Source organism: Streptomyces sp. NPDC059668 (genome assembly GCF_042734135.1).
In the GTDB taxonomy this organism is placed as follows: domain Bacteria; phylum Actinomycetota; class Actinomycetes; order Streptomycetales; family Streptomycetaceae; genus Streptomyces.
Map to the genome: position 1 here is coordinate 100,885 of NZ_JBHWEL010000021.1, position 26,524 is coordinate 127,408.

Annotated in this window: 25 protein-coding genes; 12 read left to right on the top strand and 13 right to left on the bottom strand. The window is 72.1% G+C overall.

The window, feature by feature from the left end; genetic code table 11:
• Window positions 1–261 precede the first annotated feature (261 nt).
• On the top strand, window positions 262–531 hold the full coding sequence (locus ACFV2J_RS17840) for a hypothetical protein (RefSeq protein ID WP_385439444.1): 270 nt from the start codon (window positions 262–264) through the stop codon (window positions 529–531).
• 127 nt (window positions 532–658) lie between these two features.
• Here ACFV2J_RS17840 and ACFV2J_RS17845 read toward each other — a convergent pair whose 3' ends face one another.
• Window positions 659–1,420 (bottom strand): ferritin-like fold-containing protein, encoded by a 762-nt coding sequence (locus ACFV2J_RS17845; RefSeq protein WP_385097322.1) that lies wholly within the window; start codon window positions 1,418–1,420, stop codon window positions 659–661.
• A 468-nt stretch (window positions 1,421–1,888) separates the two neighbouring features.
• Between ACFV2J_RS17845 and ACFV2J_RS17850 the strand changes: the two genes are divergently transcribed.
• Both ACFV2J_RS17850 and ACFV2J_RS17855 read left to right on the top strand, forming a co-directional pair.
• Window positions 1,889–4,282 carry a DEAD/DEAH box helicase gene (locus ACFV2J_RS17850; RefSeq protein ID WP_385439447.1) on the top strand — a complete coding sequence of 798 codons (2,394 nt, stop codon included), beginning with the start codon at window positions 1,889–1,891 and terminating at the stop codon, window positions 4,280–4,282.
• Between the two features lie 579 nt (window positions 4,283–4,861).
• Window positions 4,862–5,728, top strand: coding sequence for an alpha/beta fold hydrolase (locus tag ACFV2J_RS17855; protein ID WP_385089429.1), 867 nt, complete (start codon window positions 4,862–4,864; stop codon window positions 5,726–5,728).
• A gap of 25 nt (window positions 5,729–5,753) precedes the next feature.
• Here ACFV2J_RS17855 and ACFV2J_RS17860 read toward each other — a convergent pair whose 3' ends face one another.
• A complete protein-coding gene (locus tag ACFV2J_RS17860) occupies window positions 5,754–6,650 on the bottom strand; it encodes an NYN domain-containing protein (RefSeq protein WP_153288761.1) in 897 nt (298 codons plus the stop codon).
• Window positions 6,651–6,880: 230 nt separating this feature from the next.
• On the opposite strand from ACFV2J_RS17860, the gene ACFV2J_RS17865 reads away from it, so the two are divergent.
• Window positions 6,881–7,033, top strand: a complete 153-nt coding sequence (locus ACFV2J_RS17865) for a hypothetical protein (protein ID WP_168530098.1) — start codon at window positions 6,881–6,883, stop codon at window positions 7,031–7,033.
• A gap of 154 nt (window positions 7,034–7,187) precedes the next feature.
• Here the strand turns inward: ACFV2J_RS17865 and ACFV2J_RS17870 are convergent, their stop codons facing one another.
• From ACFV2J_RS17870 to ACFV2J_RS17880, 3 genes are all read right to left on the bottom strand, one after another.
• The gene (locus tag ACFV2J_RS17870) at window positions 7,188–7,793 is read right to left on the bottom strand and encodes a MarC family protein (protein WP_385089426.1); all 606 of its coding nucleotides are present in this window, start codon (window positions 7,791–7,793) and stop codon (window positions 7,188–7,190) included.
• Between the two features lie 147 nt (window positions 7,794–7,940).
• Window positions 7,941–8,798 (bottom strand): PHP domain-containing protein, encoded by an 858-nt coding sequence (locus tag ACFV2J_RS17875; protein WP_385089423.1) that lies wholly within the window; start codon window positions 8,796–8,798, stop codon window positions 7,941–7,943.
• A gap of 442 nt (window positions 8,799–9,240) precedes the next feature.
• Window positions 9,241–9,882, bottom strand: a complete 642-nt coding sequence (locus ACFV2J_RS17880) for a DUF6758 family protein (RefSeq protein ID WP_359490061.1) — start codon at window positions 9,880–9,882, stop codon at window positions 9,241–9,243.
• Window positions 9,883–10,044: 162 nt separating this feature from the next.
• On the opposite strand from ACFV2J_RS17880, the gene ACFV2J_RS17885 reads away from it, so the two are divergent.
• Window positions 10,045–11,298, top strand: coding sequence for an MFS transporter (locus ACFV2J_RS17885; RefSeq protein ID WP_385089420.1), 1,254 nt, complete (start codon window positions 10,045–10,047; stop codon window positions 11,296–11,298).
• A 28-nt stretch (window positions 11,299–11,326) separates the two neighbouring features.
• Here the strand turns inward: ACFV2J_RS17885 and ACFV2J_RS17890 are convergent, their stop codons facing one another.
• Complete coding sequence (locus ACFV2J_RS17890; protein ID WP_385089418.1) at window positions 11,327–11,911, bottom strand: suppressor of fused domain protein; 585 nt, start codon at window positions 11,909–11,911, stop codon at window positions 11,327–11,329.
• A gap of 521 nt (window positions 11,912–12,432) precedes the next feature.
• On the opposite strand from ACFV2J_RS17890, the gene ACFV2J_RS17895 reads away from it, so the two are divergent.
• Window positions 12,433–13,545: a magnesium and cobalt transport protein CorA gene (locus tag ACFV2J_RS17895; protein ID WP_385089415.1), complete on the top strand. Its 1,113-nt coding sequence runs from the start codon at window positions 12,433–12,435 to the stop codon at window positions 13,543–13,545.
• Window positions 13,546–13,577: 32 nt separating this feature from the next.
• Window positions 13,578–14,120, top strand: a complete 543-nt coding sequence (locus ACFV2J_RS17900) for a hypothetical protein (RefSeq protein ID WP_385089413.1) — start codon at window positions 13,578–13,580, stop codon at window positions 14,118–14,120.
• A 45-nt stretch (window positions 14,121–14,165) separates the two neighbouring features.
• Here ACFV2J_RS17900 and ACFV2J_RS17905 read toward each other — a convergent pair whose 3' ends face one another.
• Window positions 14,166–14,915, bottom strand: a complete 750-nt coding sequence (locus ACFV2J_RS17905) for a hypothetical protein (protein ID WP_385089432.1) — start codon at window positions 14,913–14,915, stop codon at window positions 14,166–14,168.
• A 319-nt stretch (window positions 14,916–15,234) separates the two neighbouring features.
• Here ACFV2J_RS17905 and ACFV2J_RS17910 point away from each other — a divergent pair, with 319 nt between their 5' ends.
• Genes ACFV2J_RS17910 through ACFV2J_RS17920 form a run of 3 tightly spaced genes read left to right on the top strand, consistent with a single transcriptional unit; the run spans window position 15,235 to window position 18,276 of the window.
• Window positions 15,235–16,524 (top strand): magnesium transporter MgtE N-terminal domain-containing protein, encoded by a 1,290-nt coding sequence (locus ACFV2J_RS17910; protein ID WP_168530092.1) that lies wholly within the window; start codon window positions 15,235–15,237, stop codon window positions 16,522–16,524.
• Entirely contained in the window at window positions 16,514–17,098 is a 585-nt protein-coding gene (locus ACFV2J_RS17915) for a DUF1003 domain-containing protein (RefSeq protein ID WP_385089410.1), read from the top strand. Before ACFV2J_RS17910 ends, ACFV2J_RS17915 begins: the two co-directional genes overlap by 11 nt.
• Before the next feature lie 44 nt (window positions 17,099–17,142).
• Entirely contained in the window at window positions 17,143–18,276 is a 1,134-nt protein-coding gene (locus ACFV2J_RS17920; protein ID WP_385439457.1) for an Mrp/NBP35 family ATP-binding protein, read from the top strand.
• Between the two features lie 291 nt (window positions 18,277–18,567).
• Here the strand turns inward: ACFV2J_RS17920 and ACFV2J_RS17925 are convergent, their stop codons facing one another.
• From ACFV2J_RS17925 to sigE, 5 genes are all read right to left on the bottom strand, one after another.
• Window positions 18,568–19,224 carry a hypothetical protein gene (locus ACFV2J_RS17925; protein ID WP_385093036.1) on the bottom strand — a complete coding sequence of 219 codons (657 nt, stop codon included), beginning with the start codon at window positions 19,222–19,224 and terminating at the stop codon, window positions 18,568–18,570.
• 205 nt (window positions 19,225–19,429) lie between these two features.
• Window positions 19,430–19,879 carry a sec-independent translocase gene (locus ACFV2J_RS17930; protein ID WP_385093033.1) on the bottom strand — a complete coding sequence of 150 codons (450 nt, stop codon included), beginning with the start codon at window positions 19,877–19,879 and terminating at the stop codon, window positions 19,430–19,432.
• A gap of 327 nt (window positions 19,880–20,206) precedes the next feature.
• Complete coding sequence (locus ACFV2J_RS17935) at window positions 20,207–22,156, bottom strand: trypsin-like peptidase domain-containing protein (protein WP_385093031.1); 1,950 nt, start codon at window positions 22,154–22,156, stop codon at window positions 20,207–20,209.
• Window positions 22,157–22,294: 138 nt separating this feature from the next.
• Complete coding sequence (locus ACFV2J_RS17940; protein ID WP_385093028.1) at window positions 22,295–23,275, bottom strand: anti-sigma factor family protein; 981 nt, start codon at window positions 23,273–23,275, stop codon at window positions 22,295–22,297.
• A complete protein-coding gene (sigE, locus tag ACFV2J_RS17945; RefSeq protein ID WP_385093025.1) occupies window positions 23,272–23,973 on the bottom strand; it encodes an RNA polymerase sigma factor SigE in 702 nt (233 codons plus the stop codon). The genes ACFV2J_RS17940 and sigE overlap by 4 nt, the downstream gene beginning before the upstream one ends.
• 239 nt (window positions 23,974–24,212) lie before the next feature.
• Here sigE and ACFV2J_RS17950 point away from each other — a divergent pair, with 239 nt between their 5' ends.
• A complete protein-coding gene (locus ACFV2J_RS17950) occupies window positions 24,213–24,911 on the top strand; it encodes an O-methyltransferase (protein ID WP_148010317.1) in 699 nt (232 codons plus the stop codon).
• A gap of 165 nt (window positions 24,912–25,076) precedes the next feature.
• Here the strand turns inward: ACFV2J_RS17950 and ACFV2J_RS17955 are convergent, their stop codons facing one another.
• Window positions 25,077–25,244 carry a DUF3117 domain-containing protein gene (locus tag ACFV2J_RS17955; RefSeq protein WP_003966491.1) on the bottom strand — a complete coding sequence of 56 codons (168 nt, stop codon included), beginning with the start codon at window positions 25,242–25,244 and terminating at the stop codon, window positions 25,077–25,079.
• 374 nt (window positions 25,245–25,618) lie between these two features.
• On the opposite strand from ACFV2J_RS17955, the gene ACFV2J_RS17960 reads away from it, so the two are divergent.
• Window positions 25,619–26,422, top strand: coding sequence for an enoyl-CoA hydratase/isomerase family protein (locus tag ACFV2J_RS17960; RefSeq protein WP_385093022.1), 804 nt, complete (start codon window positions 25,619–25,621; stop codon window positions 26,420–26,422).
• Window positions 26,423–26,524: the final 102 nt, after the last annotated feature.

Consider the following 26,524-nt stretch of genomic DNA (forward strand, 5'->3'; position numbering starts at 1 on the left):
AGTCCCGGGGGGTGCGGCGTCTGGGCTGGCCGAGCCCCCCGGCGGCGGGCCGGGCCGGGCGCCGCGCGCGCCGCCCTCCCGCGCATCCGCCCGGACCCGTCCACGCACGACGGCCGGAATCCGTCCCCGCCACCCCGCGCGACCGCGTCCACGCACCATGGACGACGCACAGATCGATCACAGGGGAGGGTTGCATTCCGCACGTCAGGGGTACATCGGCTACGACCGATTTGCACGGGCCGTGCGGGAGGGACCCCCACCATGTTCTTGGAAGCGCTCGGCGCCGCGGCGCTCGGTCTGGCCCTGGCATGGGCCGTCTCGCGCCGCCTGCCGCACCGCCTGCCCGCCCGCAGCCTGGTCCTGTCGACCGGCGTCGCGGGAGGGCTGTTCGGAGCCTTCCTGACCCACACGGCGCTGGGCTCCGGGTTCTACCCGGTGATCCTCTTCGGCGCCGCGATCGTCTCCGCCGCGCTGCTCTCGCTGCTGCTGCGCCCGGCGGAAAGATTTCGCCGCCGCTCGGCGACGGCGTGACCGCACCGGGCGACGGCGCATCCCGTAGGGAACGGATTCGGACCGAGTCGGACAAGAGTTAGGGCGTGATGCGAAAGTCCCGCCTGCCCCGCCCCCCGGGCGGACGACGGGACGTTCGCGACACGCCCTAGGCGGCCAGACCCAGCGCCGCCATCCGCTTCGTGTGGGCCTCCGTGATCCGCGAGAACATCCGGCCGACCTCGGCGAGGTCGAAGCCGTCCGCCACGCCGCCCACGAGCATCGTCGACAGTGCGTCGCGGTCCGCGACCACCCGCTGCGACTGCGACAGCGCCTCGCCCATCAGCCGTCGCGCCCACAGCGCGAGCCGGCCGCCGACCCGCGGGTCCGCGTCGATCGCGCCGCGGACCTTCTCCACGGCGAAGCTCGCGTGCCCGGTGTCGTCCAGGACACCGAGGACGAGTCCGCGCGTGTCCTCGTCCAGCCGCGCGGCGACCTCCCGGTAGAAGTCACTGGCGATCGAGTCGCCGACGTAGGCCTTGACGAGCCCCTCCAGCCAGTCCGAGGGCGCGGTCTGCTTGTGGAAGCCGTCGTAGGCGGCGACGAACGGCGCCATCGCCCCGGTCGGCTCCTCACCGATCCCGGAGAGCCGGTCCCGCAGCCGCTCGAAGTGGTGGAACTCGGCCGACGCCATCTTGGCCAGCTCCGCCTTGTCGCTCAGCGTCGGCGCCAGCTTGGCGTCCTCGGCGAGCCGCTCGAACGCCGCCAGCTCGCCGTACGCGAGCGCTCCGAGCAGGTCCACGACCGCGGCGCGGTACTGGGGGTCGACGGAGGCCGTGTCCCAGTTCCGCGCGGCGACTCCGGTGGCCGCGCGAGTGGTGGTGCCGGGTGCCTCGGCGGACGTGTCAGCGGCGTTGTCAGGCGTCGTCATGAAGCGCACAATAGCCCGCTCGCCGCAACAGGGAAGTCCCTGCTCATCCACTGTGACGACGACTACGTGACCAAATCGGCCATCGCATATGCGCGAATCCGGGGTATGGTGGTAATGCGCCCGGCGAGTATTCGACGGGCCGCACGAATGAGGATGCCCGGTCGGTGGCCCGATCGGCTCCGACCCGACAGCCCTCTCGTCCGTACGGCACGATGCGTACGACATCCGGAGGGACCCTCAGCGGTACGAGCGCTCGAGCGTCGGCAGTGGTCCCATGCCACTCGGCCCGCCCGACAAGCGGCCGACGTCCCCGGCACGGTCCCCGTCACGACCCCCGCGCTCGCCTCGCACCGCGTACACAGAAGAGGCAGCACCCTGACTACGACTTTCCGAGAGCTCGGAATCCTTCCCGAGACGGCCGAAGCCCTTGAGGCCGTCGGCATCATCAACCCCTTCCCCATCCAGGAGATGACGCTCCCCGTCGCCCTCTCCGGCAGCGACGTCATCGGCCAGGCCAAGACCGGCACCGGCAAGACGCTGGGCTTCGGCCTCCCGCTCCTGGAGCGCGTCACCGTCCCCGCCGACGTCGAGGCGGGCCGCGCCCAGCCCGAGCAGCTGACCGACGCACCGCAGGCCCTCGTCGTCGTCCCCACGCGCGAGCTGTGCACCCAGGTGACGAACGACCTGCTCACCGCCGGCAAGGTCCGCAACGTCCGCGTGCTCGCCATCTACGGCGGCCGGGCGTACGAGCCCCAGGTGGAAGCCCTCAAGAAGGGCGTCGACGTCATCGTCGGCACCCCGGGCCGTCTGCTGGACCTCGCGGGCCAGAAGAAGCTCAACCTCAAGCACATCAGGGCCCTCGTCCTCGACGAGGCCGACGAGATGCTCGACCTGGGCTTCCTGCCCGACGTCGAGAAGATCATGAACATGCTGCCGGCCCGCCGCCAGACCATGCTGTTCTCGGCGACCATGCCGGGTGCCGTCATCGGTCTCGCGCGCCGCTACATGTCGCAGCCCACCCACATCCGCGCCACCGCGCCGGACGACGAGGGCGCGACCGTCGCGAACACCGCGCAGTTCATCTACCGCGCGCACAACATGGACAAGCCCGAACTGGTCGCGCGCATACTGCAGGCCGACGGTCGCGGGCTCGCGATGGTCTTCTGCCGCACCAAGCGGACGGCGGCCGACCTCGCCGACCAGCTCCAGCAGCGCGGCTTCGCCTCCGGCGCGGTCCACGGCGACCTCGGCCAGGGCGCCCGCGAGCAGGCGCTGCGCGCCTTCCGCAACGGCAAGGTCGACGTCCTCGTCTGCACCGACGTCGCCGCCCGCGGTATCGACGTCGAAGGCGTCACCCACGTCATCAACTACCAGTCCCCCGAGGACGAGAAGACGTACCTGCACCGCATCGGCCGGACGGGCCGCGCGGGTGCCAAGGGCATCGCCATCACCCTCGTCGACTGGGACGACATCCCGCGCTGGCAGCTCATCAACAAGGCGCTGGACCTGGGCTTCAACAACCCGCCGGAGACGTACTCCACGTCCCCGCACCTCTTCGAGGAACTCAACATCCCGGCCGGCACCAAGGGTGTCCTGCCGCGTTCCGAGCGCACCCGCGCCGGGCTCGCGGCCGAGGTCGTCGAGGACCTCGGCGAGACCGGCGGCCGCGGTCCGCGCGGCCGCGGTGGCCGCTCCCCGGCGCCCGTCGTCGAGCGGGAGCGGGAGCGGGCGGAACGCACCCCGCGCCGTCGCCGCCGTACGCGCAACGGCACCCCGCTGGACGAGACCGCCGGCACGTCCGGCGCGTCGACGACATCGGCACCGCAGACCCCGGCCGAGCCCGCCGCCACGGAGGCCACCGAGCCCCGTACGCCGCGCCGCCGTCGCCGTACGCGCGCCGGTGGCGGGTCGTCGGAGGCGGTGGCGGTCGCCACGGCCACCGAGGCGATCGAGCCGTCGGCCGCACCCGAGGCCGCGGAGACCGTCGTCACGACGGTCGAGGGCACGGACGCCACGGCCGGCAAGCCGCGCCGCCGCACCCGCAGGACGGCCGAGGCCCCGGCCGAGACCGTCACGGTCGTCGCGGAGCCCGTCGCGGTCGCCGAGGCCGTCGCGGAGGCTCCGGCCGGCAAGCCGCGCCGCCGCACCCGCAAGGCGGCCACTGTCACGGAGGCCGCGGAAGCCGTCCTCGACACGGTCGAGAGCACGCCGGAGGTCGCCGAGACCAAGCCGCGCCGCACCCGCGCCAAGGCCACGACCGCGGCAACTCCCGCCGTGGACAGCGCCGTTGACACCGCGGAGGCCGCGGAGGCCAAGCCCCGTCGCCGGACCCGCAAGGCCGCGGCGGAGACCGTCGAGGCGGACAGCGCGCCGGTGACGGCCGTCGTCGAGGAGCCGGAGGCGAAGCCGCGTCGCCGCACCCGCAAGGCCGCCGAGGCCGCGGTCGACACGGCGGAGGGCGTCGCCGAGGCGCCGGCCACCAAGCCGCGCCGTACCCGCAAGGCCGCGGTGGCAGCGACGGAGGCACCCGCCGAGGTCGCCGACGCCACGGAGCCCAAGCCGCGCCGTACGCGCGCCAAGGCGACCACGAAGGCCACGCCCGAGGTGGCCACCGAGGCCACCTCGGACACCGCCGAGGCGCCCGTGACGCCCCGCCGCCGTACCCGCAAGGCCGCCGCGTCGACCGTCGAGGCGGCCATCCCCGCCCAGACGGCCGCCGCCGAGGAGCCGGAGGCGGGTCCGCGCCGCCGCACCCGCAAGACGGCCGAGGCCGCCGTGGTGACCCCGGAGGCCGACGAGGCCAAGCCGCGGCGCCGCGCCCGCAGCAAGGCAGCCGCTGTCACGGAGGCCGCGGAGAGCTGATCCACCGCCCGATTGGCCGGGGCCCCCCCTTAGCGGGGGGGCCGGGCCCCTGGGGTGCCCCCCCCGCCCCCCCCCCCCCCACCCCCCCCCCCCCCCCCCCCCCCCCCCGCCCCCCCCCCCCCCCCCCCCCCCCCCCAATTGTCGCGGGGGGCGGGGCCATCGGCGTTCCCGCACATCCCCCACCCGGCACATCCCCCACCCGGCGCCCCACGCGCCCCGGCCGACACCCGCGTGGCGCAACCCAGCGCCTCCCAGCACGAGCCGGCCTCACCATCGGCCCCGCCCCCAGCACGAGACCGGGGCGTCTGTCCGGGCCCGGCCGTCCGCGGCGGGGACAGGGGGGCTTCGTGTCTTGGTTTCTGGCCCCCAGGGGGCCGCTCGTAAGGCTGCCGTCCGTTCCTGGGGGCTCAGCCCCCAGACCCCCGTCCGGCCTGGACGGCCTCGTCCTCGAGCGCCGGACGGGCTGATGGTGCGGGCCCGGGCCGGCGGGGCGGGGTCCCCTGGGGAGACTGGTACCGGCGACCCGAACAGCCGCCCCGGACCGTGGACCGCGAGGCCCCGCCCGATAGCCTCGGACCCATGAGCCGTCCTCCCTCCTTCATCCCGCCGGCCGGAGCGCGCGCGTACCGGCTGGGCACCGCGCGCGGCGAGTTCGCGGCGATCGAGGCCGGTACCGCCGTACGGGGAACCGCCTTGCTCCTGCCGGGTTTCACCGGCAGCAAGGAGGACTTCATCGCGCTGCACGAACCGTTGTCCGCGCGCGGGTACCGGACCGTCGCCGTCGACGGACGGGGTCAGTACGAGAGCGACGGGCCCGAGCACGACGAAACGGCGTACGCGCAGGACGAGTTGGCGCGCGATGTACTCGCACAGGCAGCGGCCCTCGCCACGCCCGTGCACCTCGTCGGGCACTCCCTCGGCGGGCAGGTCGCCCGGGCCGCGGTCCTCCTGGACCCGGCACCTTTCGCCTCCCTCACCCTGATGGCGTCGGGCCCCGCCCAGATCTCCGTCTCCCAGCAGCAACGCGTCAAGCTGCTCCGGGACGCGCTCGCCGTGATGGACATGGGCCAGGTGTGGGACGCGATCCAGGCGATGGAGCCGCCGGAGGAGACCGAGACCGGAGAGCTCGACGCGGGGCTGGACGACCGCGACGACCTGCGGCGCCGCTGGCTGGCCACCAGCCCCGCCCAGCTGATCGCGACGGGCCGTCAGCTGTGCACCGAGCCCGACCGCGTCGCCGAGCTGGCCGCCGTGCGGCTGCCCAAGCACGTCCTGTCCGGCTCGCACGACGACACCTGGCCGGTGGAGCTGCTGGACGAGATGGCCGTACGTCTCGACGCCCGGCGCACCGTCGTACGGGACGCCGAGCACTCCCCCAACACGGACCAGCCCCTGTCGACCGCCCGCGCCCTCGCCGACTTCTGGGACCACGCCACCACCGCGTAACCCGCGCCCCCGGCACCGGCACCGGTCAGTACTGCGCCTGGAGATGCTCCCAGAAGCCGTCCCGGAGCGCCCGGCGCAGGTCCGCCTGTCCCCGCAGGGAGTACTGGAGAAGTCCCTCCGCCTCGACCAGCAGGTCCTGGTCGACCGAGCCCGGCAGGTACGGATGCCCCGGCAGCAGGTCCACCAGCGCCTCGCGCCCCCGCGCGGCCAGCCACTTCGCGGCGATCTGGGCGCCCACGAACCGCACGTCCTCACGCGTGGGCCTGCTCGCCGCGCTCGCGTCGTACGTGGTGGCCGTCCTGCGGGACACGTAGGGCTTGAAGAAGTCGAGGTCGAAGGTGCGCTGGCTGTCGACCTCCCAGAGCAGCGGCTCGGCCTGATTGCGGCCCTCGGGGGCCTCGATGCCCCAGAGGTGGACCCGCGCCCCGTACCCCTGCGCGGCCTCGACCGCCGACACCAGGTCCTCGTCGCCCCCGAGCAGGGCGGCGTCGCTGATGGCGCGGTGCCGGGCCAGGGACTCCAGGTCGGAGCGGATGAGGGAGTCGACGCCCTTCTGCTGGTTGTTCGCGTTCAGATTGCCCAACCGCACCTTGACGTCCGGGAGTTCGGCGATCGACTGCTGCTCCGCGGTGTGGATGCGGCGACGCGCGCCGTCGTACCAGTACACCCGCAGGAGCCTGCTGTCCGCGAAGATGGTGCGGGCCTTGTCGATCAGTGCCTCGATGAGGCCCTCGGCGTCGAGGTCGAAGGAGCGGCGGTCCTCCGTCCCGGCGACGAGCCGCCCACCGGCCGCGTACAGGTATCCGGCGTCGACGAAGATCGCGTGGGTCGAGGGCGTCTTCGCCACCTCGGCGAGCATGCGCTGGAGCAGCTCGTTCGTGCGGTCGATGTGGGCGCCGAGCGCCGCGAGGTCGTCGTTCATCACCCCCCATTCTCCCGGCGGTCACGCTTCGAACACAACTGGTCCCGTTCAGTCTCCTTCACACTTCTTACCCCGCGGTAATTAGGTTCTCGAAAAATTTCCTTAGCGTAGGGAATGTTTGTAACACGCACACCGTTGAATACGAACGGAAGCGGGGGACTGTCTCAGCTCGCGCGCCACACCACCAAGTAGTTCTCCTCAGGAGGATGACCAGACGAAGGGAGAAGCCCATGCGCTTCGAAATCATGCGACTCGACGATGTCAACGGCACGCCCGTGGACAGCACCGTCGTTGACGCCGCCTCCGTCAACCGGATCGTTCAGCAGGCCGCCGCCATAGGGCAGCGACTGTGGATCCGCCCGGCCGACTCGTCCGCTTCGTAACCCGCGGACACCTCTCGGACGTCCCGGACGTCTCAGACTTCAAAGCCCCGTACGGCGTCGACGCCGTACGGGGCTTTGCGTATACGAAAGGGCCGCTGCGGCGCCTTGGGGACGCCGCCGGGCCCCGGGGGACCCGCCCGGCCCCGGAGGCCACTCAGCCGCCCCGGACGACCTGGGTGACGCCGTTGATGATCTGCTGGACGGCGATCGCCGAGAGCATCATGCCCGCGAGCCGGGTCACCAGCACCACGCCGCCGTCCTTGATGACACGGATGATCAGCAGCGAGTAGCGCATGACCACCCACAGCACGACGTGGATGGCGAGGATCGCGGTCCACACGGACACCTGCGCGGCGACGCTGTCCGCCTTCTGCACGGCCAGGATCACCGACACGATCGCGCCGGGGCCCGCGAGCAGCGGCATGCCGAGCGGTACGAGGGCGACGTTGACGTCCTTGGTCTGCTTCGGCTCGTCGGTCTTGCCGGTCAGCAGGTCGAGGGCGATCAGCAGGAGCAGCAGTCCGCCCGCGATCATCAGCGCGGGCACGGAGACGTGCAGGTAGTTCAGGATCTGGTGCCCGAGCAGCCCGAAGACCGCGATCACTCCGCCCGCCACGCAGACGGCCTGGAACGCCATGCGCTTCTGCACCTTGGCGGGGCGTCCCGCGGTGAGCGCGAGGAAGATCGGGGTGATCCCGGGGGGATCCATGATCACGAAGAGGGTGAGGAAGAGGGAGCCGAAGACAGCGACGTCGAACATGGGTCAGTGAGGCCTTGCGAAGGTGGGGGGAGCGGCACGGCGAGAGGAGCCGTCACCGCTGGGGAAGGGCGTTCCGCGGGGCGGAACCGGGCACGCGGCCGACATGGCGGGCGCGTGGGAGGGGCGTACGGGTGCGAGGGGCGGGGATCAGGCTCCGCCGGTTCCCGGCACCGGGAACGCTCCGGTGGCCCGCCGGGTGATCTCGCCGTAGACCTCGGGGTCGGTCGTGTACTCCCCGAGGACGCAGGCCTTGCGGCCGCCGTGGTAGTCGCTGGACCCCGTGACGAGCAGTCCCAGCTCGGCCGCGAGACCCCGCAGCCGCGCCCTGGTCGCCGGTTCGTGGTCCATGTGGTCCACCTCGATGCCGTCGAGCCCCGCGGTGGCCAGCTCGGCGATCGCCGACTCGGGCACGGTGCGGCCCCGCTTGGCGGCGGCCGGGTGCGCGAACACGGTCACGCCGCCCGCCGCCTTGACCAGCCGGATCGCGTCGAAGGGGTCCGTCTCGTGCTTGGGGACGTAGACCCGGCCGCCGTCGGCGAGCCAGTCGCCGCTGAAGGCGTCGGAGACGCTGTCCACGACCCCCAGCTCGACCAGGGCGGAGGCCACGTGCGGCCGGCCCACGGAGCCGTCGCCCGCGATGCGCGCGACCTGCTCCCAGGTGACCGGTACCCCCAGCTCCTGGAGCTTGGCGACCATGCTCCGGGCCCGGGGCACCCGGTCGTCCCGGATCAGCTCCCGCTCGGCGAGCAGCTCGGGCTCCGCGGGGTCGAAGAGGTAGGCCAGCAGGTGCATGCTGATGCCGTCGAGGCGGCAGGAGAGTTCGGCGCCGGTGACGAGGGTGAGCCCCTCGGGGAGGGCCGCGACGGCCTCCGCGTGTCCGCGGGTGGTGTCGTGGTCGGTCAGCGCGACGACGTCCAGACCGGCGGCGGCCGCGTTGCGGACCAGCTCGGCCGGGGTGTCCGTGCCGTCGGAAGCGGTGGAGTGGGCGTGCAGGTCGATGCGCACTACGCGAACTCCAGGCGGTGACGACACGGAAGGGGACACCCAAGGATAACGGGGTTCCCGAGCACCCCTGTCACACCCGCAACCGTGGTGCACCCCCTACGACACGTCCGGTGCGCCTCGGGCACCTCCTGAGTTCCCGGAGCGCGGCCGTCTCCACCGGTGGACCCCTGGGGACTGCCGTCCCCAGACCCGCGCATCACGCCGAACGGCCTCGTCCTCGAACGCCGGACGGGCCGGGAAGACGAGCCCATGCCGGGGTCTCGTGGGCCTCGCTCACGCTGGAGGTTCCGGCCGGCAGCGGAAATCCGGCGCCCGGGCCACGCACCTCGGCCCGGCACCCCACACCGGACGGACTGGATACGCGGTGCAGGCCCGCCGAGCCGCGCCGGGCCCACCACCCGGCCGCCCGGCACCGGCCCCGCCTCCCCGACCCGGCGGAGCGCTAGGGCTCCAGGATGCGCGGTGACAGCGCCCCGCAGGGCAGCAGGTCGACTTCCGCCCCGGCGTCCCGCAGGTCGGTCAGCACCAGTTCGTCGTACATCAGCAGTCCGGACTGCTCGGGCCACACGACCGCCCAGAGCCACAGACCGAGCGCCTCGCCCGCGAAGACGGCGCGGTCGTCGGGGGCGCCGGCCACATGCCACAGCGGGGTGGGGCGGCCGGCCGCGAGGACCTTGGCCTGCGGCGGTTTCTCGACGCTCATGTAGGGACCCGGGTCGGGGCCGTCGATACCGGCGTAGCGCGCGCCGAGGCCGACGCCGAGCTCCTCGGCGACCAGGATCAGCTCCCCGACGCCGCCGAGCGGCCCGGGGCCCGAGCAGGCCACCATGGTCGCGCGCCCGCCGCTGCGGTCGTCGCCCGCGAAGCCGGCGCCGGTGAACAGCCATCCGACCGGCAGCGGCCACGGCATCCACACCGGCACCCGGGCACGGTGCACCACGACACCGAGGGCCTCGACGCTGGGCGGGATCACGGGCTGCAGCGGATGCACGTTCCCGTGCACATCGCACTGCCAGGAGTCGGCAAAGAGGCCGGGAGCCCTGACCCGGCCACCACACTTCGGGCAACTGGGTTCGCCCCTCATAGAGCCCCACGGTCCTCCCCGTCTTTCGCCGCGTCAAGGACGATCACCCGTCCGGAGCGCGCCGTCACCGCGAGGAACTAGATGTAACTTGCACTAATTAGCAGACCTAACTTATTGTGTGTATACGACAACGACCTCTCCAGGGCAGTCAGAGGAGCGAACATGACCAGCAGCACGGGAGGCCCCGCCGAAGGGGACACGTTCGACCGGGGTGCGGGCGGTCTCCTGCGCCAGCCGAAGGCCGTCTGGGCGACCGCCGGGGCATCCGTCGTCGCCTTCATGGGCATCGGGCTCGTCGACCCGATCCTGCCCTCCATCGCCAAGGGCCTGGACGCCACCCCGAGCCAGGTCTCGCTGCTCTTCACCTCGTACTTCCTGATCACCGCGGTCGCCATGCTGCTGACCGGCTTCGTCTCCAGCCGCGTCGGCGGCAAGAAGACCCTCCTGCTCGGCCTCGCGCTGGTGGTGGTCTTCGCCGGGCTCGCGGGCACCTCCGGATCGGTCGGCGAACTCGTCGCGTTCCGGGCCGGCTGGGGACTGGGCAACGCCCTGTTCGTCTCGACGGCCCTCGCGGTCATCGTCGGCGCGGCGGCGGGTGGCAGCGCCGCGGCGATCCTGCTCTACGAGTCCGCGCTCGGCCTCGGCATGGCCTGCGGACCGCTGCTCGGCGCACTGCTCGGCAACGCCAGCTGGCGCTACCCGTTCTTCGGCACCGCGTTCCTGATGGCGGTCGGCTTCCTGTGCGTCACGGCCTTCCTGAAGGAGCAGCCGAAGCCGGCGCGCAGGACCGGGCTGCTCGATCCGCTCAGGGCGCTCGGCCACGGCGGTCTCGCCTCCGCGGCCGTCTCCGCGTTCTTCTACAACTACACGTTCTTCACCGTGCTGGCCTTCACGCCGTTCGTACTGAACATGACTCCGTACAAGTCCGGCGCGGTCTTCTTCTGCTGGGGCGTCCTGCTCGCGGCGTTCTCCGTCCTCGTGGCGCCGCGCATGCAGGCACGGTTCGGCTCGCTGAAGGTGCTGGGCGGCTCCCTGGTGCTGCTCGCCGCCGACGTGCTCGTGCTGGGCTACGGCGACCACACCACCGCCGTCGTCTGCACGATCCTCTCGGGCGCCTTCATCGGCGTGAACAACACGGTCTACACGGAACTGGCGCTGGGCGTGTCGGACGCGCCACGCCCGGTGGCGAGCGCCGGGTACAACTTCGTGCGCTGGTTCGCGGCGGCCGCGGCGCCCTACTTCGCGCCGAAGATCGAGGAGTGGAGCTCCGTCCGCATCCCGTTCGTGGTCGCGGCGGTCACGGCGCTGGCCGGCGCCGCGGTGGTCCTCGTACGGCGGAACGCGCTCACGCACGAGGCGGCCGGACTCCAGCCGCGGCACGCCTCCGAGGACAGCGCCACGGTTTTTGCCAACTGATGTTTTCCGGCCAGGAGCTGACCCGGTCTCAGTCCAGCGGAACGGACCTGCGCAGCGGATCACGCAGGTCCGTTCCGCCGTTCAGCCAGCGCTCCTGGAGGGCCCCGGCGCCGTGCACCCGCTTCCACGCGGCCTCGTTCGGCGTCATCGGGAGCAGCGGCAGGAACCGCACGGGATCGGCGGGCGCGTCCAGCGCCAGGTCCTCGACCAGGCCGCCGGACTCCGCGACGAGGACGGAGGTGAAGGGGGCCCCGGGCCAGAGCGGTCCGCCCACGTCGAGCGAGGCGCCGGGGGCCACCACCAGCCCTTCGACCTGCGGGGACGCGGCGAGCACGGCGAGGGCGCGCAGCACCTTGTCGGTCTCGGCGCCGCCCGCCCGCACCGAGAGGACCAGCTCGGCGCGCGGCCCCTTCACCGGATCGGCGAGCACCACCGTGGGGTCCGCCATCGGCTGGGCGGACATGCCGAGCGTCGCGTACCGGACGACGTCGCCCTCCGTGAAGCGCAGCACCTCGATGCGGTCGGTACCGAGGAAGGTGACCGCGGCCCGCGCGTCGGGGTCGCCCAGCGCGGAACGCAACCGAGCCTCGACCAGAGGAAGAACATCAGCCATGAACCGAGCATAGAACTCGTCAGCAACGGGCAAAGCGGGGGCTTGACGCTTCGGTGCGCTGATAGTCTTGGCCGCTGGTCGGGGCAGCACGCAGAAGCGTCGCTCTCGAGCTCCGACGCACTGAGACTGACTGATCTCCCCCATCGGGAGACAGCTCCCCCACGGGGGATGGATCGTCCCTCACGGGGGACCGGCCGGAGGAGGTGGGGCTGCAATGGACCGAAGTCGACCGTGCAGTACCACCCGCTCTTCCGGTCGCTGAATTCTGTAGCTGGTTTCCTCACCCAGGCCGGCTGCCGCCTCCTGCAAACGTGTGCATACGTGTCAGCGTTGTCCGTTGCACCACGGAAGAGCGCTTCGTTCCCGCCTGATCTGTCTGATCTGAATCAGTAGCGAAGCTGCCACCGCGACGGTGCGGTGCTCCCCGCTTTGTGGACGTGCCAAACATCCGCAGTCAGGACGTCCCCATTCCGGGCAGTTCCAACCGTCGCCGGCGGCCTCCAGTTGTGAAGGAGCCTGCCATGTCGATGATCCGTGACCTCCGTGCCGCGGTCCGTCCCCGCCCGTCCCTGCGCAAGGACGGTGGCTCGTACGACACCACCCGCGCGCCCGGGACCAACTCCGCCGTGGTCGACTGCGCGGTCTACCGCGACGGCGCCCGCGTCCAGACCCCCGAGCCGCTCACCCCGCACGAGGCGATGCGTCTGGTGCACCGCGACGGCGGCTTCGTGTGGATCGGCCTGCACGAGCCCACCGAGGCCGAGTTCTCGGGCATCGCGAGCGAGTTCGGGCTGCACCCGCTGGCCGTGGAGGACGCCGTCCAGGCACACCAGCGGCCCAAGCTGGAGCGGTACGACGACTCCCTGTTCACGGTCTTCAAGACGATCCACTACGTCGAGCACGACGAACTCACCGCCACCAGCGAGGTCGTGGAGACCGGTGAGGTCATGTGCTTCACCGGCCGGGACTTCTTCATCACCGTCCGGCACGGCGGCCAGGGCTCGCTGCGCGCGCTGCGGCACCGGTTGCAGGACGAACCCGACCTGCTCGCCAAGGGCCCCTCGGCCGTGCTGCACGCGATCGCCGACCACGTCGTCGACGGGTACATCGCGGTGGCGGACGCCGTGCAGGACGACATCGACGAGGTCGAGACCGCGGTGTTCTCGCTCGGACGGAAAGGCACCCCGCGCGGCACGGACGCCGGCCGTATCTACCAACTCAAGCGTGAGGTACTGGAGTTCAAGCGGGCGGTGTCGCCGCTGCTGCGGCCGATGCAGCTGCTGAGCGAGCGGCCGATGCGGCTGGTCGACCCGGACATCCAGAAGTACTTCCGCGACGTGGCCGACCACCTCGCCCGGGTGCAGGAGCAGGTCCTCGGCTTCGACGAGCTGCTCAACTCGATCCTCCAGGCCAACCTCGCGCAGGCGTCGGTCACCCAGAACGAGGACATGCGCAAGATCACCTCCTGGGCGGCGATCATCGCTGTACCGACGATGGTGTGCGGCGTGTACGGCATGAACTTCGACTACATGCCGGAACTGCGCTGGAAGTTCGGCTACCCGCTGACGCTCGGCGTCACCGTCGGCATCTGCCTCTCCATCCACCGGATCCTGAAGCGCAACGGCTGGCTCTGACGCGGGCGCGTCCCGCTGGCTAGGCTGAGTCCATGACGGAACAGGTGCTCGATCAGGCCCTCATCGAGGAAGCCACCAAGAAGTCCGGGCTGATCTGGGTACGGGGCGACGGTACGCCGTCGGCCGGCGCCCCGGGCCCCGGAGAGCCCGCCCAGGCCCTGTGGCACGTGTGGCACGACGGCGCGGTCTGTCTGGTCGGCGACGGGCCCGGCGAGCAGCCGCTGCCCGGGCTCACCGACGGGGGCGAGGCGGTGGTCACCGTACGCAGCAAGGACAAGGGCGGGCGTGTGGTGGCCTGGACGGCGAGGGTGGTCGAGCTCGCGCCCGAGTCCGACGCGTGGCAGGCGACGGTCGCCGAGCTCAAGGGCAAGCGCCTGAACGCGCCCGACGGTGAGGAGATGCCGGCCCGCTGGGCGCGCGAGTGCCGGGTGCTGCGTCTGGAGCCGCTGGCCGGCACGCTCCCGCTGCCGGACGGCTCGCTGGCCACCGCACCCCTGCCGACCCCGGCGACGACCCGGCAGCCGGTCCCGGCGGCCGTCCCCCGTCTCCTCTTCAAGAAGCGCAAGCGGTCGTAGGTCCGGCGGATTCGGGGGCACGGGCGGCCGTGGCACGGCCGCCCGCTACGAGGCCGGCAACTGCCTGCCGTAGTCGACGGTCTCGTCCTTGGCCGGTTCGGCGAGGGCGAAGCCCTTGCCCCAGTCGGTGAGGCGGAGGGTGCCGGCGCCGCCCGCGCGGACCAGGAGGACGGGATAGGGGGTCCCCTTCAGGGAGACGTCGAGGGTGCCGCCCGCTCCCTTGTCACCGGTGATGCGGATGGTGCGGACGCCCGACTGCTCGTGGTGTCCGTCCGTGGCGAGGGTGCCGTGCAGGGTGAGCAGGCCCTCCAGCAGGACGTCCTTGTCCGTGAAGCTGATGAACCGCTTGTAGGCCGGGTCGCCCGTCGGCACCTTCACGTACTTGCCGCCGAGCTTGTCGGCGGCGGCCGTGTCCGCCGGGGAGGTGCCGCCCTTGTCGCCCTGATGGCTCCAGAACTCGGCGCCGGCCTTGAGGAAGAGGTGTTCACCCACCCGCAGCAGCCCGAAGCTCGCCCCCTGCGAGGTGACCGAACCGGTGCCGCCGTCCGCCTTCAGACGCATGTCGAGCTTGTACGTGCGCCCGTTCGACACCACGGTCCCGGCGAGCCGGACCGTCCGCGCGGCCGTCGCCGCGGCGCGGGACTTCGCCTGGATCGTCGAGGCGGGCAGCTTGCCCACCCCGTTCGTGCCCGCGTCCGGATCCTCACTACCGCACCCCGTCAGTCCCGTCCCCGTCACGACCAGGGCGCACAGCGCGCCCACCAGTGCGGCCCTGCGGGTACGGCCCTGGAGCATCGCAGTCACAGGTGGGCTGCCTTTCGTACGGGAGTCCATGCGGGTGTCCGTGCGGGTGTCCGTGCCGTGGTGCCCCGCGGGGGTGCACGCCGGGTGCCCACCACGGCGTACGGCAGCGTACCGGTGCCGCCCCGGCCCGACGGAGCCAGTCCGTCCGGACCGCTCACCAGGGCGTATCCGACCGGGACGGGCTAGCCTGAAGCCCACCCGAGCGGACAGAACGGGACCAAGCACGCGTACGACGCCACCACCCGGCGCACGTACCGGGACAGCACGGGAAACACCCACCGGGACAGCACGGAAAGAAGGAGGCGCGGGCATGGCCGCAGGCGCCCCCCGGATCTTCGTCTCGCACCTCGCCGGTGTCGCCGTCTTCGACCCGAACGGCGACCTGGTCGGACGGGTGCGGGACCTGGTCGCCATGCTGCGCGTGGGGCGGCGCCCGCCGCGGCTGCTGGGGCTGGTCGTCGAGCTGTCCACCCGGCGGCGCATCTTCCTGCCCATGACCCGCGTGACCGGGATCGAGTCCGGCCAGGTCATCACCACCGGCGTCCTGAACGTGCGGCGCTTCGAGCAGCGGCCCACCGAACGGCTGGTGTTCGGCGAACTGCTCGACCGGCGGGTACGGCTCGTCGACACGGACGAGGAGGTCACCGTCCTCGACGTGTCGGTGCAGCAGCTGCCGGCCCGGCGGGAGTGGGAGATCGGCCGGGTCTTCGTGCGCCGGGCCCGCAGCGGCACCTTCCGGCGCACCCGGGGCGAGACCCTGACCGTCGACTGGTCCGCCGTCACCGGATTCTCGCTGGAGGAACACGGCCAGGGCGCCGAGAGCCTGCTCGCCACCTTCGAGCAGCTGCGCGCCGCCGACCTCGCCAACGTGCTGCACCACCTCTCCCCCAAGCGGCGCGGCGAGGTGGCCGCCGCGCTCGACGACGACCGTCTCGCCGACGTCCTGGAGGAACTCCCCGAGGACGACCAGATCGAGATCCTCGGCAAGCTCAAGGAGGAGCGCGCGGCGGACGTCCTGGAGGCGATGGACCCCGACGACGCGGCCGACCTGCTCGCCGAACTCCCGGAGGAGGACGTGGAACGGCTGCTGACGCTGATGCGGCCCGACGACGCGGCCGACGTACGGCGGCTGATGGCCTACGAGGAACGCACCGCGGGCGGTCTGATGACGACCGAGCCCATCGTGCTGCGCCCCGACGCCACGGTCGCCGAGGCGCTCGCCCGGGTCCGCAGCTCGGACCTGTCCCCCGCGCTCGCCGCCCAGGTGTACGTGTGCCGCCCCCCGGACGAGACGCCGACCGGCAAGTACCTGGGCACCGCGCACTTCCAGCGGCTGCTGCGCGACCCCCCGTACACGCTGGTCAGCTCGATCCTCGACGACGATCTTCAGCCCCTGGCACCGGACGCGGCGCTGCCGGTCGTCGCGGGTTTCTTCGCCACCTACGACATGGTCGCCGCGCCCGTGGTCGACGAGAGCGGCTCGCTGCTCGGCGCGGTGACCGTGGACGACGTACTGGACCACATGCTGCCGGAGGACTGGCGCGAGACGGAGTTCCACCTGCACGAGGACGAGGCCGTAGGGGGGAGCCATGACGCCTGACCGTGAGACCCGTGAACGGGCCGTCACGGGGGCCACCGCGACCACCCGGCCGCGCAGCCGTCTCGACCAGCCGATGCCACCGCGCCGCAGACTGGTGCCCGAGTGGGACCCGGAGGCCTTCGGGCGGCTGTCGGAGCGGATCGCCCGCTTCCTGGGCACCGGACGCTTCATCGTCTGGATGACGGTCGTCATCATCCTGTGGGTGGTGTGGAACGTCAGCGCACCCCGTGACCTGCGGTTCGACAACTACCCGTTCATCTTCCTGACCCTGATGCTGTCGCTGCAGGCCTCGTACGCCGCCCCCCTGATCCTGCTCGCGCAGAACCGCCAGGACGACCGCGACCGGGTCAATCTCGAACAGGACCGCAAGCAGAACGAGCGGTCGATCGCGGACACCGAGTACCTCACACGCGAGATCGCCGCCCTGCGCATCGGCCTCGGCGAGGTCGCCACCCGCGACTGGATCCGCTCCGAACTCGAGGACCTGGTCAGGGCGCTGGAGGAGGACCATTCCGACGGCCGCGTCGTATTCCCGGCGGATCGGTCGCCGGGGCGTGACACAGGCGACCGCTGACGGGGCTTTCCGGGCCCCGGTGCGGGCGCCGTACCATCGTCCCTATGGCTACGGAAGACGCGGTGCGTGAAGCACTGGCGACGGTGAACGACCCCGAGATCCAGCGACCCATCACCGAACTGGGGATGGTCAAATCGGTGGACATCGGTGCGGATGGCGCGGTCGCGGTCACCGTGTATCTGACCGTCTCCGGCTGCCCGATGCGCGAGACCATCACCGAGAACGTGACGAAGGCGGTCTCGGCGGTCGAGGGCGTCACCCGGGTCGAGGTGACCCTGGACGTCATGAGCGACGAGCAGCGCCGTGAGCTGGCGGGCGCCCTGCGCGGCGGCCAGGCGGAGCGGGAGGTCCCCTTCGCCAAGCCGGGCTCCCTCACCCGCGTGTACGCGGTCGCCTCCGGCAAGGGCGGCGTCGGCAAGTCCTCGGTGACGGTGAACCTGGCGGCGGCGATGGCGGCCGACGGGCTCAAGGTCGGCGTGGTCGACGCGGACATCTACGGCCACTCCGTGCCCCGGATGCTCGGCGTCGAGGGCCGTCCGACCCAGGTCGAGAACATGATCATGCCGCCGTCGGCGCACGGCGTGAAGGTCATCTCCATCGGCATGTTCACCCCGGGCAACGCCCCGGTCGTGTGGCGCGGCCCGATGCTCCACCGCGCCCTGCAGCAGTTCCTGGCGGACGTGTACTGGGGCGACCTGGACGTCCTCCTGCTCGACCTCCCGCCGGGCACCGGCGACATCGCGATCTCCGTCGCCCAGCTGGTCCCGAACGCGGAGATCCTCGTCGTCACCACCCCGCAGCAGGCGGCGGCCGAGGTCGCCGAGCGCGCGGGCTCCATCGCCGTCCAGACCCACCAGAAGATCGTGGGCGTCGTCGAGAACATGTCGGGCCTGCCGTGCCCGCACTGCGGCGAGATGGTCGACGTCTTCGGCACCGGCGGCGGCCAGACGGTCGCGGACGGCCTGACCCGCACCACCGGGGCGAGCGTCCCGGTGCTCGGCTCGATCCCCATCGACGTCCGTCTGCGCGAGGGCGGCGACGACGGCAGGCCGGTCGTCCTGACCGATCCCGCGTCCCCGGCCGGCTCGGCCCTGCGCGCCATCGCCGGCAAGCTGGGCGGCCGGCAGCGCGGCCTGTCGGGCATGTCCCTCGGCATCACCCCGAGGAACAAGTTCTAGCCCCCGGTACCCGGACACGTACGCGCCCTGCCAGGAGCGCGGATCCTTGCGCCCCACCACAAGCGCCGGGAACCGCGCCCTCAGGGACACTCACGAGCACTCACGACCGCACCCCTCAGGGACGCGAGGAACCGCGCACCTCAGGGACACCAGGAGCCACCCACCTCACGAGCGCTCACGACGACTCGTCCCAAGGGGGCGCGAGGAACTGCGCGACCGGCCACGACCCACCCGCGGCCGAAGAACCTCCCCGCAGCACCCCACCGGCCACCGCGTCACCCCGCGGAGCACTCACGCATAGGCCGAGATGTCCTTGACCACGGCGAAGCCCAGCCCGTACGCGCTCATGCCCCGTCCGTACGCGCCCACGTGCACGCCCTCCTGGGTGGACCCCGCGAGTACCCAGCCGAACTCGGACTCGCGGTAGTGGAACGGCGTGGGCACGCCGTCCACGGGGAGGGACAGCGAGGACCAGTCCGACCCGTCGAGGTCGTCCGCGAGGACCCATGCCGTCTCGGTCTGCTGGTCCAGCCAGTCGTCCCGCAGGGTGTGGTCCATCTGGCCGGGCCAGGTGAAGGACAGCAGTCCCACACCGGCCAGCCAGGCCGCCGAGGACACCGAGGTGGCCTCCAGCAGCCCCGTACCGTCCGCGCTGCGGCGCGAGGGGTTCGCCGCGACGGTCACCACGACCGCGAAGCGTTCCTTGTCCTCGGTCGACTCGCTGCGCACCGAGGGCTCCTCACCGTGCCCGATCGAACCGTGCTCGACGGCGCCGTCCGCCGACATACCCACCTGCATCAGCCAGCGCGGTCCCGTGAAGGCCTCGTCGAGGCCGTACCACGGGAAGGGCGCCAGCAGGTAGCCGTCGACCGTGCGCCGGGCGGAAGCGAGCGGTTGTCCGCCTTCCGTGGCCGGTGCCTGCGCGCCTACCCGACTTGTCGTCTCCATCTGCCCGGACGCCTCCTTGCTCTCGTCGGACCGGGTGGCCCGCCCCCCTCGGGCGTCCTCAGCGGTCCGCACAACAACTGGGCAGCATAGCCACACCGCTCCGAGCAGCAGGGAAAGCACCCGGCGCGTGGGTCGCGCCCGCCGTCGATTTCCGGCCGACTCACCCGGCCGCGGGCCCCTGACCGGTCAGGATCGGGGGGACGGCTCAGGTGGCGTCGGCGTCGAAGGGCGGACGCTCGTCCTCGCCGGACTTCTCGGGCTTCTTGGTCATGTCCACGGTCGAGCCGGCCGCGCCGGAACCCGAACCCGAACCGGAGCTCGACGTCTCGGATTCGCGGCTGTGCACCGCGTCCGTGACCTCGGCCATCTCCTTCTTCAGGTCGAAGCCGTTGCGGATCTCCTTGAGCCCCAGTTCGTCGTTGTCCAGCTGCTTGCGCAGGAACGTCTTGGGGTTGAGGTCCTCGAACTCGAAGTCCTTGAACTCCGGGCCGAGTTCCTCGCGGATGTCCGCCTTGGCGGTCTCCGAGAACTCACGGATCTTGCGGATGGTGCGCGTGACGTCCTGGATCATCTTCGGGAGCTTGTCCGGACCGAAGACGAGCACGGCGAGGACAACGAGCGCCACCAGCTCGAGCGGTCCTATGTCATTGAACACCTGAAGCTCCTTGCGATGTCCTTCGGTCCTCGGCCCCCGGCGGTTCTTCCGTGGTCCGGGCCGGGTCCACGGTACCCGGCGTTCCCGTGCGTCCGGAACTGTCCCGGGGCCTCCGGGTTCGTGTACACGTCGAGTTTTCCCGGATGTTTGCCGCTCGGGGCGGGGGCCGGCTCCCGCCCCGGCGTTCCTGTCCGTCCCTCTGCGTCTTCGTGCGTCTCCGTGTGTCTTCGTGCGTCTGCGTGAGCCTTCGTCCGTAGAGCCGTCCGCCGGACACCCCGTAGGGCGTACACGGAGGCGTCCGTCGAGGCGGGCCGTGGTCAGGGGCGGTCAGTCGCCGTCGGCCGAACCGAGGACCAGGGTGATCTTCTCGCGGGCACCGCCTCGCCGCAGGGTCAGCAGCAGCCGGTCGCCGGGGCGGTGGGCGCGGGTCCGCACGATCAGCTCCTCCCCCGAATGCACGCGCAGCCCGTCGACCTCGGTGATCACGTCGCCCGCCCTGATCCCCGCACGGGCACCGGGCCCGCCGGGGGTGACCGGCGAGCCGCCGCCCGTCTTCGTGCCGACCCGGGCGCCGTCGCCGGTGTAGTTCATGTCGAGCGTGACCCCGATCACGGGGTGGGTCGCCCGGCCGGTGTTGATCAGCTCCTCGGCGACACGCTTGGCCTGGTTGACGGGGATGGCGAAACCGAGCCCGATGGAACCGGCCTGGCCCGCCTGCGGGTCGGTGGAGCTGTCGGCGGAGCGGATGGCGCTGTTGATGCCGATGACGCGCGCCCGCGAGTCGAGCAGCGGTCCGCCGGAATTGCCGGGGTTGATGGGCGCGTCGGTCTGGAGGGCGTCCACGTACGAGACGTCGCTCCCGTCGCCCTTCTCTCCGCCCGCCGTGATGGGCCGCTCCTTGGCGCTGATGATCCCGGACGTGACGGTGTTGGCGAGGTCGAAGGGCGCCCCGATGGCGACGACGGGGTCGCCGACCTGGACGCCGTCGGAGTTGCCCAGGGGCAGGGGCCGCAGTCCGCGGACCCCGGACACCTCGACCACGGCGAGGTCGTACCCGCTGTCGTGCCCGACGACGGTGGCCTTGGCGCTCTCGCCGCCGCTGAACGTCACGGTGATCTCGCCCCGCGCGCCGGCCGGTTGGACCACGTGGTTGTTGGTGAGGATGTGGCCCCGGTCGTCGAGTACGAAGCCGGTGCCGGTGCCCGCCTCGTCGGTGCCGCGCACATGCAGCGTGACGACGCCGGGCAGGGCGCGGGCGGCTATCCCCGCGACACTGTCCGCGGGCCGCCCTGGGGCCTCCTTCGCGGCCTGGGGCAGCACGATGTCCCCCACCGCGCCGTTGCGCTCCAGATAGGCGCCCAGGGCGCCGCCGACGCCCCCGGCGACGACGGCGACCAGCACGGCCCCGAGGACCAGCCCTTTCCTGGCCCGTCCACGCCGCGCCCCCGTCCCGACCGCCGCGCCGTTCTGCTGGAGAGGACCCGGAGCGGCCCAGGGGTCGTAGTTCTGCCAGGGGTCCGGAGCGGGACGGGAAACGCTCGTGTACGGGGCTGGAGGCGCCCCTGGGGGCAGGGAGGCCGCTGGGACCGGGGTTGCCGCCGGGACACCCGTCCCGGCCCCGGAGACGGCCACGGGGGCGGACACGCCGTGCGGGGCGCCACCGGCGGGGTCCGGAGGGCCTCCTGCCGGGGCCGCCGTCCCGTAGGCACCGCGCTCCGCTGCGGCCGCCGTCCCGTAGGCATCGCCCTCCGCCGGGGCCGGTATCCCGTACGCGACGTCGCCCGCCGGGGCCGGTATCCCGTACGCGACGTCGTCCGCCGGGGCCGGTACCTCGTAGGCACGGTCGTCCGCCAAGGCCGGTGTGGCGTGTGCCGGGGTGACCGTCGGGGCGGGTGTGGCGTGTGCCGGGGTGACCGTCGGGTGCTGGACCGGCGGGGCGGGTGCCCAGGGGCCGGGCTCGCCGTACGGCGGGGTGCTGTAGGGGTCACGCTCGTGCACGGGCGTGGGCCGGTCCGCGGGGGCCGGGGACTCGGGTGCGGTGTCGGAGACTCCGGCGATCGGTCCGGCGCCCGGTGCACTGGCCGTGGGTGCGGGCGTGGGTGCGGGTGCCGGCCGTTGCAGCTGGAAGTCGCCGTCGTGCTCGAAGCCGCCGCCGTCCCGTCCCGAGTCATCCTCAGGGACGCGGACGCCCTCCACGGAGCCCACCTCTCCGACCACCGGAGGTACCGGCCGGGGCCGGTTCCACCATTTCGCCTTCGGGGGCTTCCCCTCGTTCATGCTCTCCCCACACCCGGCCCGCGGCACACAGCACCGCGGTCACCGCAGATTGCCGACATCCGCGTCCGGGAATCCCTCCGGCGGACGCGCCCCACCCCGGATTCAACCAGGTTCCGGGCCGGCGGCGCAGAGAGTGGGTCAGCGGGCGGTACGGGAGGAGAGGAACGGGGACGAAGAGGGGGACGAGGCCGGGTCGGGAGCGGCGAGCAGACCCGGAGTCGCCACCTCGGCCGCCATCGACCAGGAGGTCGACACGGCCGGCTGCACCTCGGTGAGCGGACGTATCAGCGGGGACATCGCGGCGGCGCCCGCCACCACGGGGGCCGTCAGCGAGTGCATCATGTCCTGGCCCGGGGGCACCGGAGCGGGGACTCCGGGCAGCAGCGGCGCGGACACCTCGGTGGGCTGCACGGAGGCGTCACCGGACGCGCGCTGGCCCTGCGCGAGCAGCGGTCCCGTGGAACGGCGGCGCTGTGTCTCGGGAGCCGAGGTGCTCCCCGAGCCCGGGGTGCGCATCGGTGTCACATTGCTCCCGCCGGAACCGCCGCGCGCGTCCGCGGTGTCACCGGGCACCCCGGTCGACACCCCGCCGAGCGCGACCGCGGCCAGCGACACCGCACCGGCGGCGGCGAAGGCGAAGCGCAGACCCCGCGAGGACGATCTCTCGGCCTCGTGGCGGCTGACGTCATGGATGCGGAAGCCGCGTCCGGCAGAAGGGGGCAGTACATCCGCGTGCGGTCCGGCGGGCACGTAGCCGAAGGGCTCGCCGCGCACGCCGAAGACTCCGGTCACCCCCGAACCGGAGGGGAGTCTTCCGCCGAATGCTCCACCGCCGAGCGGTGAGCCGTCACCGTCGTCGAAGTCACCTCCCCCCGGCAGGCCCTGGAGACGGGCCAGGAAACTCTCGGAAGGGGGCGGAGGGGCGACTTCCGCGAAGACGTTCTTCAGTCGGCGCTGGGCGTCCGCCTCGGACTTGCACTTCGCGCACGTGGCGAGGTGCGCCAGGACGCGCTCGCGCGACTCATGACCGAGCTCACCGTCCACGAGGGCGGAGAGTCGGTCCCCAAGGTGCTGGTCGGCAACGCGCCGCTCCGCAGAGTCAGGCCGTGATCCACTCACGCGGTCGCGCCCCCTCCTCCCAGCGCGGGAACTCCCGTGATCGCGAAGCCGCGGCGCTCGGCACGGGCCTCGGGAGACCGGTGCGAGAGGGCCTTGCGCAGCTGCGAGCGACCACGGTGGATCCGGCTGCGGACCGTGCCGAGCTTGACGCCCAGCGTGGCGGCGATCTCCTCGTAGGACAGTCCCTCGATGTCACAGAGGACGACGGCGGCGCGGAACTCGGGCGCGAGGGTGTCCAGCGCCTGCTGGACGTCCGCGTCGAAGTGCGCGTCGTTGAAGACCTGCTGCGGGGAGGGCTCGCGGCTGGGCAGCCGCTCGGCCGCGTCGTCGCCGAGGGCGTCGAAGCGGATGCGCTGCTTTCGGCGCACCATGTCCAGGAAGAGGTTGGTGGTGATGCGGTGCAGCCAGCCCTCGAAGGTGCCGGGCGTATAGGTCGACAGGGAGCGGAAGACCCGGACGAAGACCTCCTGGGTGAGGTCCTCGGCGTCGTGCTGGTTTCCCGTCAGGCGGTAGGCGAGCCGGTAGACCCGGCCGCTGTGCGTGCTGACGATCTCCTCCCAGGTGGGCGGAGTCCACGCCTGCGGTTCCGCGTCGGTGGTGAACGTCGCGGTCTGCGCGGGGGCAGCAGCATGGAACGTGTCAGCGATGTCGGTCACGGATTTCGGCTCGCCCGCTGATCGCAGCAGGCGCCTGAGCACCCGTCCCCGATCCACAGGCGCAGCCGCACCTCCCCTGTCGGCTCTGGTGGTGTCCAGTGGAGCCCCTACCATAGCCACCTCGCCCGTTAGCTCCGGATAAGCGGTTTTACGGGAAATTGATACGCGCTCATATGGCTGTGTCAGCACGTGCTCGGCACCTCGCTCCGCCTCCCGCTCCGCGACCTGATCCATGCGCTTCCCCCCGGTCTGTTTCCCCATCCCTCTAAACGCCCGGTCCCATCAGCAGGTTCCCGGCACCAACGGATACAGTCACGCCCAGGCAACCACGGGGACAGGAGAGGGTCATTACCGGCAACCGGCAGACGAGCTGGGCGTTCGCCGACGCCTTTGTCGCCGAGGACGAGGCGCTGCGCTGGGCCCGCGACCGGGCCCGCGAGGCAGGCCTGCGCTCGGTGTCGCCCGGCACGGGCGCCGCGCTGCGCCTGCTCGCCGCCACCGTGGACGCGAAAGCGGTGGCGGAGATCGGGACCGGGACCGGCGTCTCCGGAATTCATCTGCTGCACGGCATGCGGCCGGACGGGGTACTGACCACCGTGGACCCGGAGCCGGACCGCCAGCAGTTCGCCCGCCAGGCCTTCCGTGCGGCGGGCTTCGCGAGCAACCGCGCGCGCTTCATCCCCGGCCGCGCGCTGGACGTGCTCCCCCGCCTCGCGGACGCCGGCTACGACCTCGTCTTCTGTGACGGGGACCGGCTGGAGTGCCTCGACTACCTCGCTGAATCGTTGCGCCTGCTGCGGCCGGGCGGGCTCGTCGCCTTCGAGGGCGTGTTCGCGGACGGCCGCACCATGGACTCGGGCCCGCAGCCGGCGGAGGTCGGCCGGCTGCGCGAGCTGCTGCGCGCGGTGCGCGAGAGCCAGGACCTGGTGCCCTCGCTGCTCCCGGTGGGCGACGGCCTGCTCTGCGCCGTCAAGCGCTGATCGGCACCGCCCGACACCCGCCCGACCCGCCCCGCACCCGGCTCTGGACCAGCTTCGACCTGCGCTGATGTCAAAAGGGCGCGTCGTCGGGGCGCCCTTGACACACCACTGCCCCGGCACCGTTTACGATGCCGGGGCAGGTGAAAAGGTATGGTCGCTTCCGCGTCAGCCGACGACCTTCTTGAGGGCGTCGCCGAGCGCGTCGGCCTCGTCAGGGGTCAGCTCGACGACGAGCCGACCGCCGCCTTCGAGCGGAACGCGCATGACGATGCCCCGCCCCTCCTTTGTCACCTCGAGCGGGCCATCGCCCGTCCGCGGCTTCATGGCCGCCATGCTCGTTCCCCTTCCTGAAACCAGCTCATCGTCGCCGACGGCCCCTTGGAGGGCACGCACGTCCTCTCATAGGACACACGTCACCGGCATCGAACACATTGCTTCCAGGCCATTATCCCGCATCTCAGGACCCGATGACCAACATCAGTCGGCATCGCTTGCGCAACGCGCTTGAGCAAAACCACTCAATTCGGCGATGTGGCTGCGATACTGCGCCGCCGCATGGACTTTCCCGGCTCGGAATTCTTTGACGCAGGTCACATGTCCTGTCCGTCCCCCGGACCGTGATCTCCCCCACCACGTCCTGCATGCTGTCCTCGGACGCAGGGCGTACCGACGGGTACGACGGAGCCGCGACACCGAGGGGACCCACCATGGCCGACACCGTGCTCTACGAGGTGAGCGACGGACTCGCGACGATCACGCTGAACCGCCCCGGGGCGATGAACGCGATGGACACCGGTACCAAGGTCGCCCTGCGGGACGCGGCGCAGAAGGCCGCGGCGGACCCCGAGGTGCGGGCGATCCTGCTCACCGCGGCCGGTGACCGGGCCTTCTGTGTCGGGCAGGACCTCAAGGAGCACGTCGGACTGCTGGCCGCCGACAAGGAGTCGGGGTCGAGGCACACGATGAACACCGTGCGCGAGCACTACAACCCGATCGTGCGCGCCCTGGCCGGCGCCGCGAAGCCCGTGGTGGCCGCGGTCAACGGCGTCGCGGCCGGGGCGGGCCTCGGTTTCGCGCTCGCCGCGGACTACCGGATCGTCGCCGACACGGCCGCCTTCAACACGTCCTTCGCCGGGGTCGCGCTGACCGCCGACTCCGGGATCTCCTGGACGCTGCCGCGGGTGGTGGGCCCGAGCCGCGCCACCGACCTGCTGCTCTTCCCGCGCAGCATCACCGCGCAGGAGGCGTACGAGCTGGGTATCGCGAACCGGATCGTGCCCGCCGGGGAACTGCGCGCGGAGGCGGAGAAGGTGGCGCGGGCGCTGGCGGCGGGGCCGACGGTCGCGTACGCCGCGCTGAAGGAGGCCGTGGCGTACGGCCTGACCCATTCCCTGGACGAGACGCTCGAGAAGGAGGACGAGCTGCAGACGCGGGCGGGGGCGTCCGAGGACCATCTGATCGCGGTGCAGGCGTTCGTGAACAAGGAGAAGCCCAAGTACCTGGGGCGGTGACGGGTCGGGGGGGGGGGGCGGGCGCGGGGGGGCGGGCGCCCCCCCCCCGCACACGGACAGCACCCGGGCGTGGGCGACCGGCGCCACACTCGACGCGCGGCT

Bases quoted from the DNA above. Each gene is read 5' to 3' on its own strand.
- ACFV2J_RS17870 (WP_385089426.1), bottom strand. From the start codon at position 7,793: ATGTTCGACGTCGCTGTCTTCGGCTCCCTCTTCCTCACCCTCTTCGTG.
- ACFV2J_RS17935 (WP_385093031.1), bottom strand. From the start codon at position 22,156: ATGAACGAGGGGAAGCCCCCGAAGGCGAAATGGTGGAACCGGCCCCGG.
- ACFV2J_RS17865 (WP_168530098.1), top strand. From the start codon at position 6,881: ATGCGCTTCGAAATCATGCGACTCGACGATGTCAACGGCACGCCCGTG.
- ACFV2J_RS17910 (WP_168530092.1), top strand. From the start codon at position 15,235: ATGGCCGCAGGCGCCCCCCGGATCTTCGTCTCGCACCTCGCCGGTGTC.
- ACFV2J_RS17895 (WP_385089415.1), top strand. From the start codon at position 12,433: ATGTCGATGATCCGTGACCTCCGTGCCGCGGTCCGTCCCCGCCCGTCC.
- ACFV2J_RS17845 (WP_385097322.1), bottom strand. From the start codon at position 1,420: ATGACGACGCCTGACAACGCCGCTGACACGTCCGCCGAGGCACCCGGC.
- ACFV2J_RS17890 (WP_385089418.1), bottom strand. From the start codon at position 11,911: ATGGCTGATGTTCTTCCTCTGGTCGAGGCTCGGTTGCGTTCCGCGCTG.
- ACFV2J_RS17915 (WP_385089410.1), top strand. From the start codon at position 16,514: ATGACGCCTGACCGTGAGACCCGTGAACGGGCCGTCACGGGGGCCACC.
- ACFV2J_RS17955 (WP_003966491.1), bottom strand. From the start codon at position 25,244: ATGGCGGCCATGAAGCCGCGGACGGGCGATGGCCCGCTCGAGGTGACA.
- ACFV2J_RS17860 (WP_153288761.1), bottom strand. From the start codon at position 6,650: ATGAACGACGACCTCGCGGCGCTCGGCGCCCACATCGACCGCACGAAC.
- ACFV2J_RS17925 (WP_385093036.1), bottom strand. From the start codon at position 19,224: ATGGAGACGACAAGTCGGGTAGGCGCGCAGGCACCGGCCACGGAAGGC.
- ACFV2J_RS17850 (WP_385439447.1), top strand. From the start codon at position 1,889: ATGACGCTCCCCGTCGCCCTCTCCGGCAGCGACGTCATCGGCCAGGCC.
- ACFV2J_RS17880 (WP_359490061.1), bottom strand. From the start codon at position 9,882: ATGAGGGGCGAACCCAGTTGCCCGAAGTGTGGTGGCCGGGTCAGGGCT.
- ACFV2J_RS17855 (WP_385089429.1), top strand. From the start codon at position 4,862: ATGAGCCGTCCTCCCTCCTTCATCCCGCCGGCCGGAGCGCGCGCGTAC.
- ACFV2J_RS17920 (WP_385439457.1), top strand. From the start codon at position 17,143: ATGGCTACGGAAGACGCGGTGCGTGAAGCACTGGCGACGGTGAACGAC.
- ACFV2J_RS17840 (WP_385439444.1), top strand. From the start codon at position 262: ATGTTCTTGGAAGCGCTCGGCGCCGCGGCGCTCGGTCTGGCCCTGGCA.
- ACFV2J_RS17900 (WP_385089413.1), top strand. From the start codon at position 13,578: ATGACGGAACAGGTGCTCGATCAGGCCCTCATCGAGGAAGCCACCAAG.
- ACFV2J_RS17960 (WP_385093022.1), top strand. From the start codon at position 25,619: ATGGCCGACACCGTGCTCTACGAGGTGAGCGACGGACTCGCGACGATC.
- ACFV2J_RS17905 (WP_385089432.1), bottom strand. From the start codon at position 14,915: ATGCTCCAGGGCCGTACCCGCAGGGCCGCACTGGTGGGCGCGCTGTGC.
- ACFV2J_RS17885 (WP_385089420.1), top strand. From the start codon at position 10,045: ATGACCAGCAGCACGGGAGGCCCCGCCGAAGGGGACACGTTCGACCGG.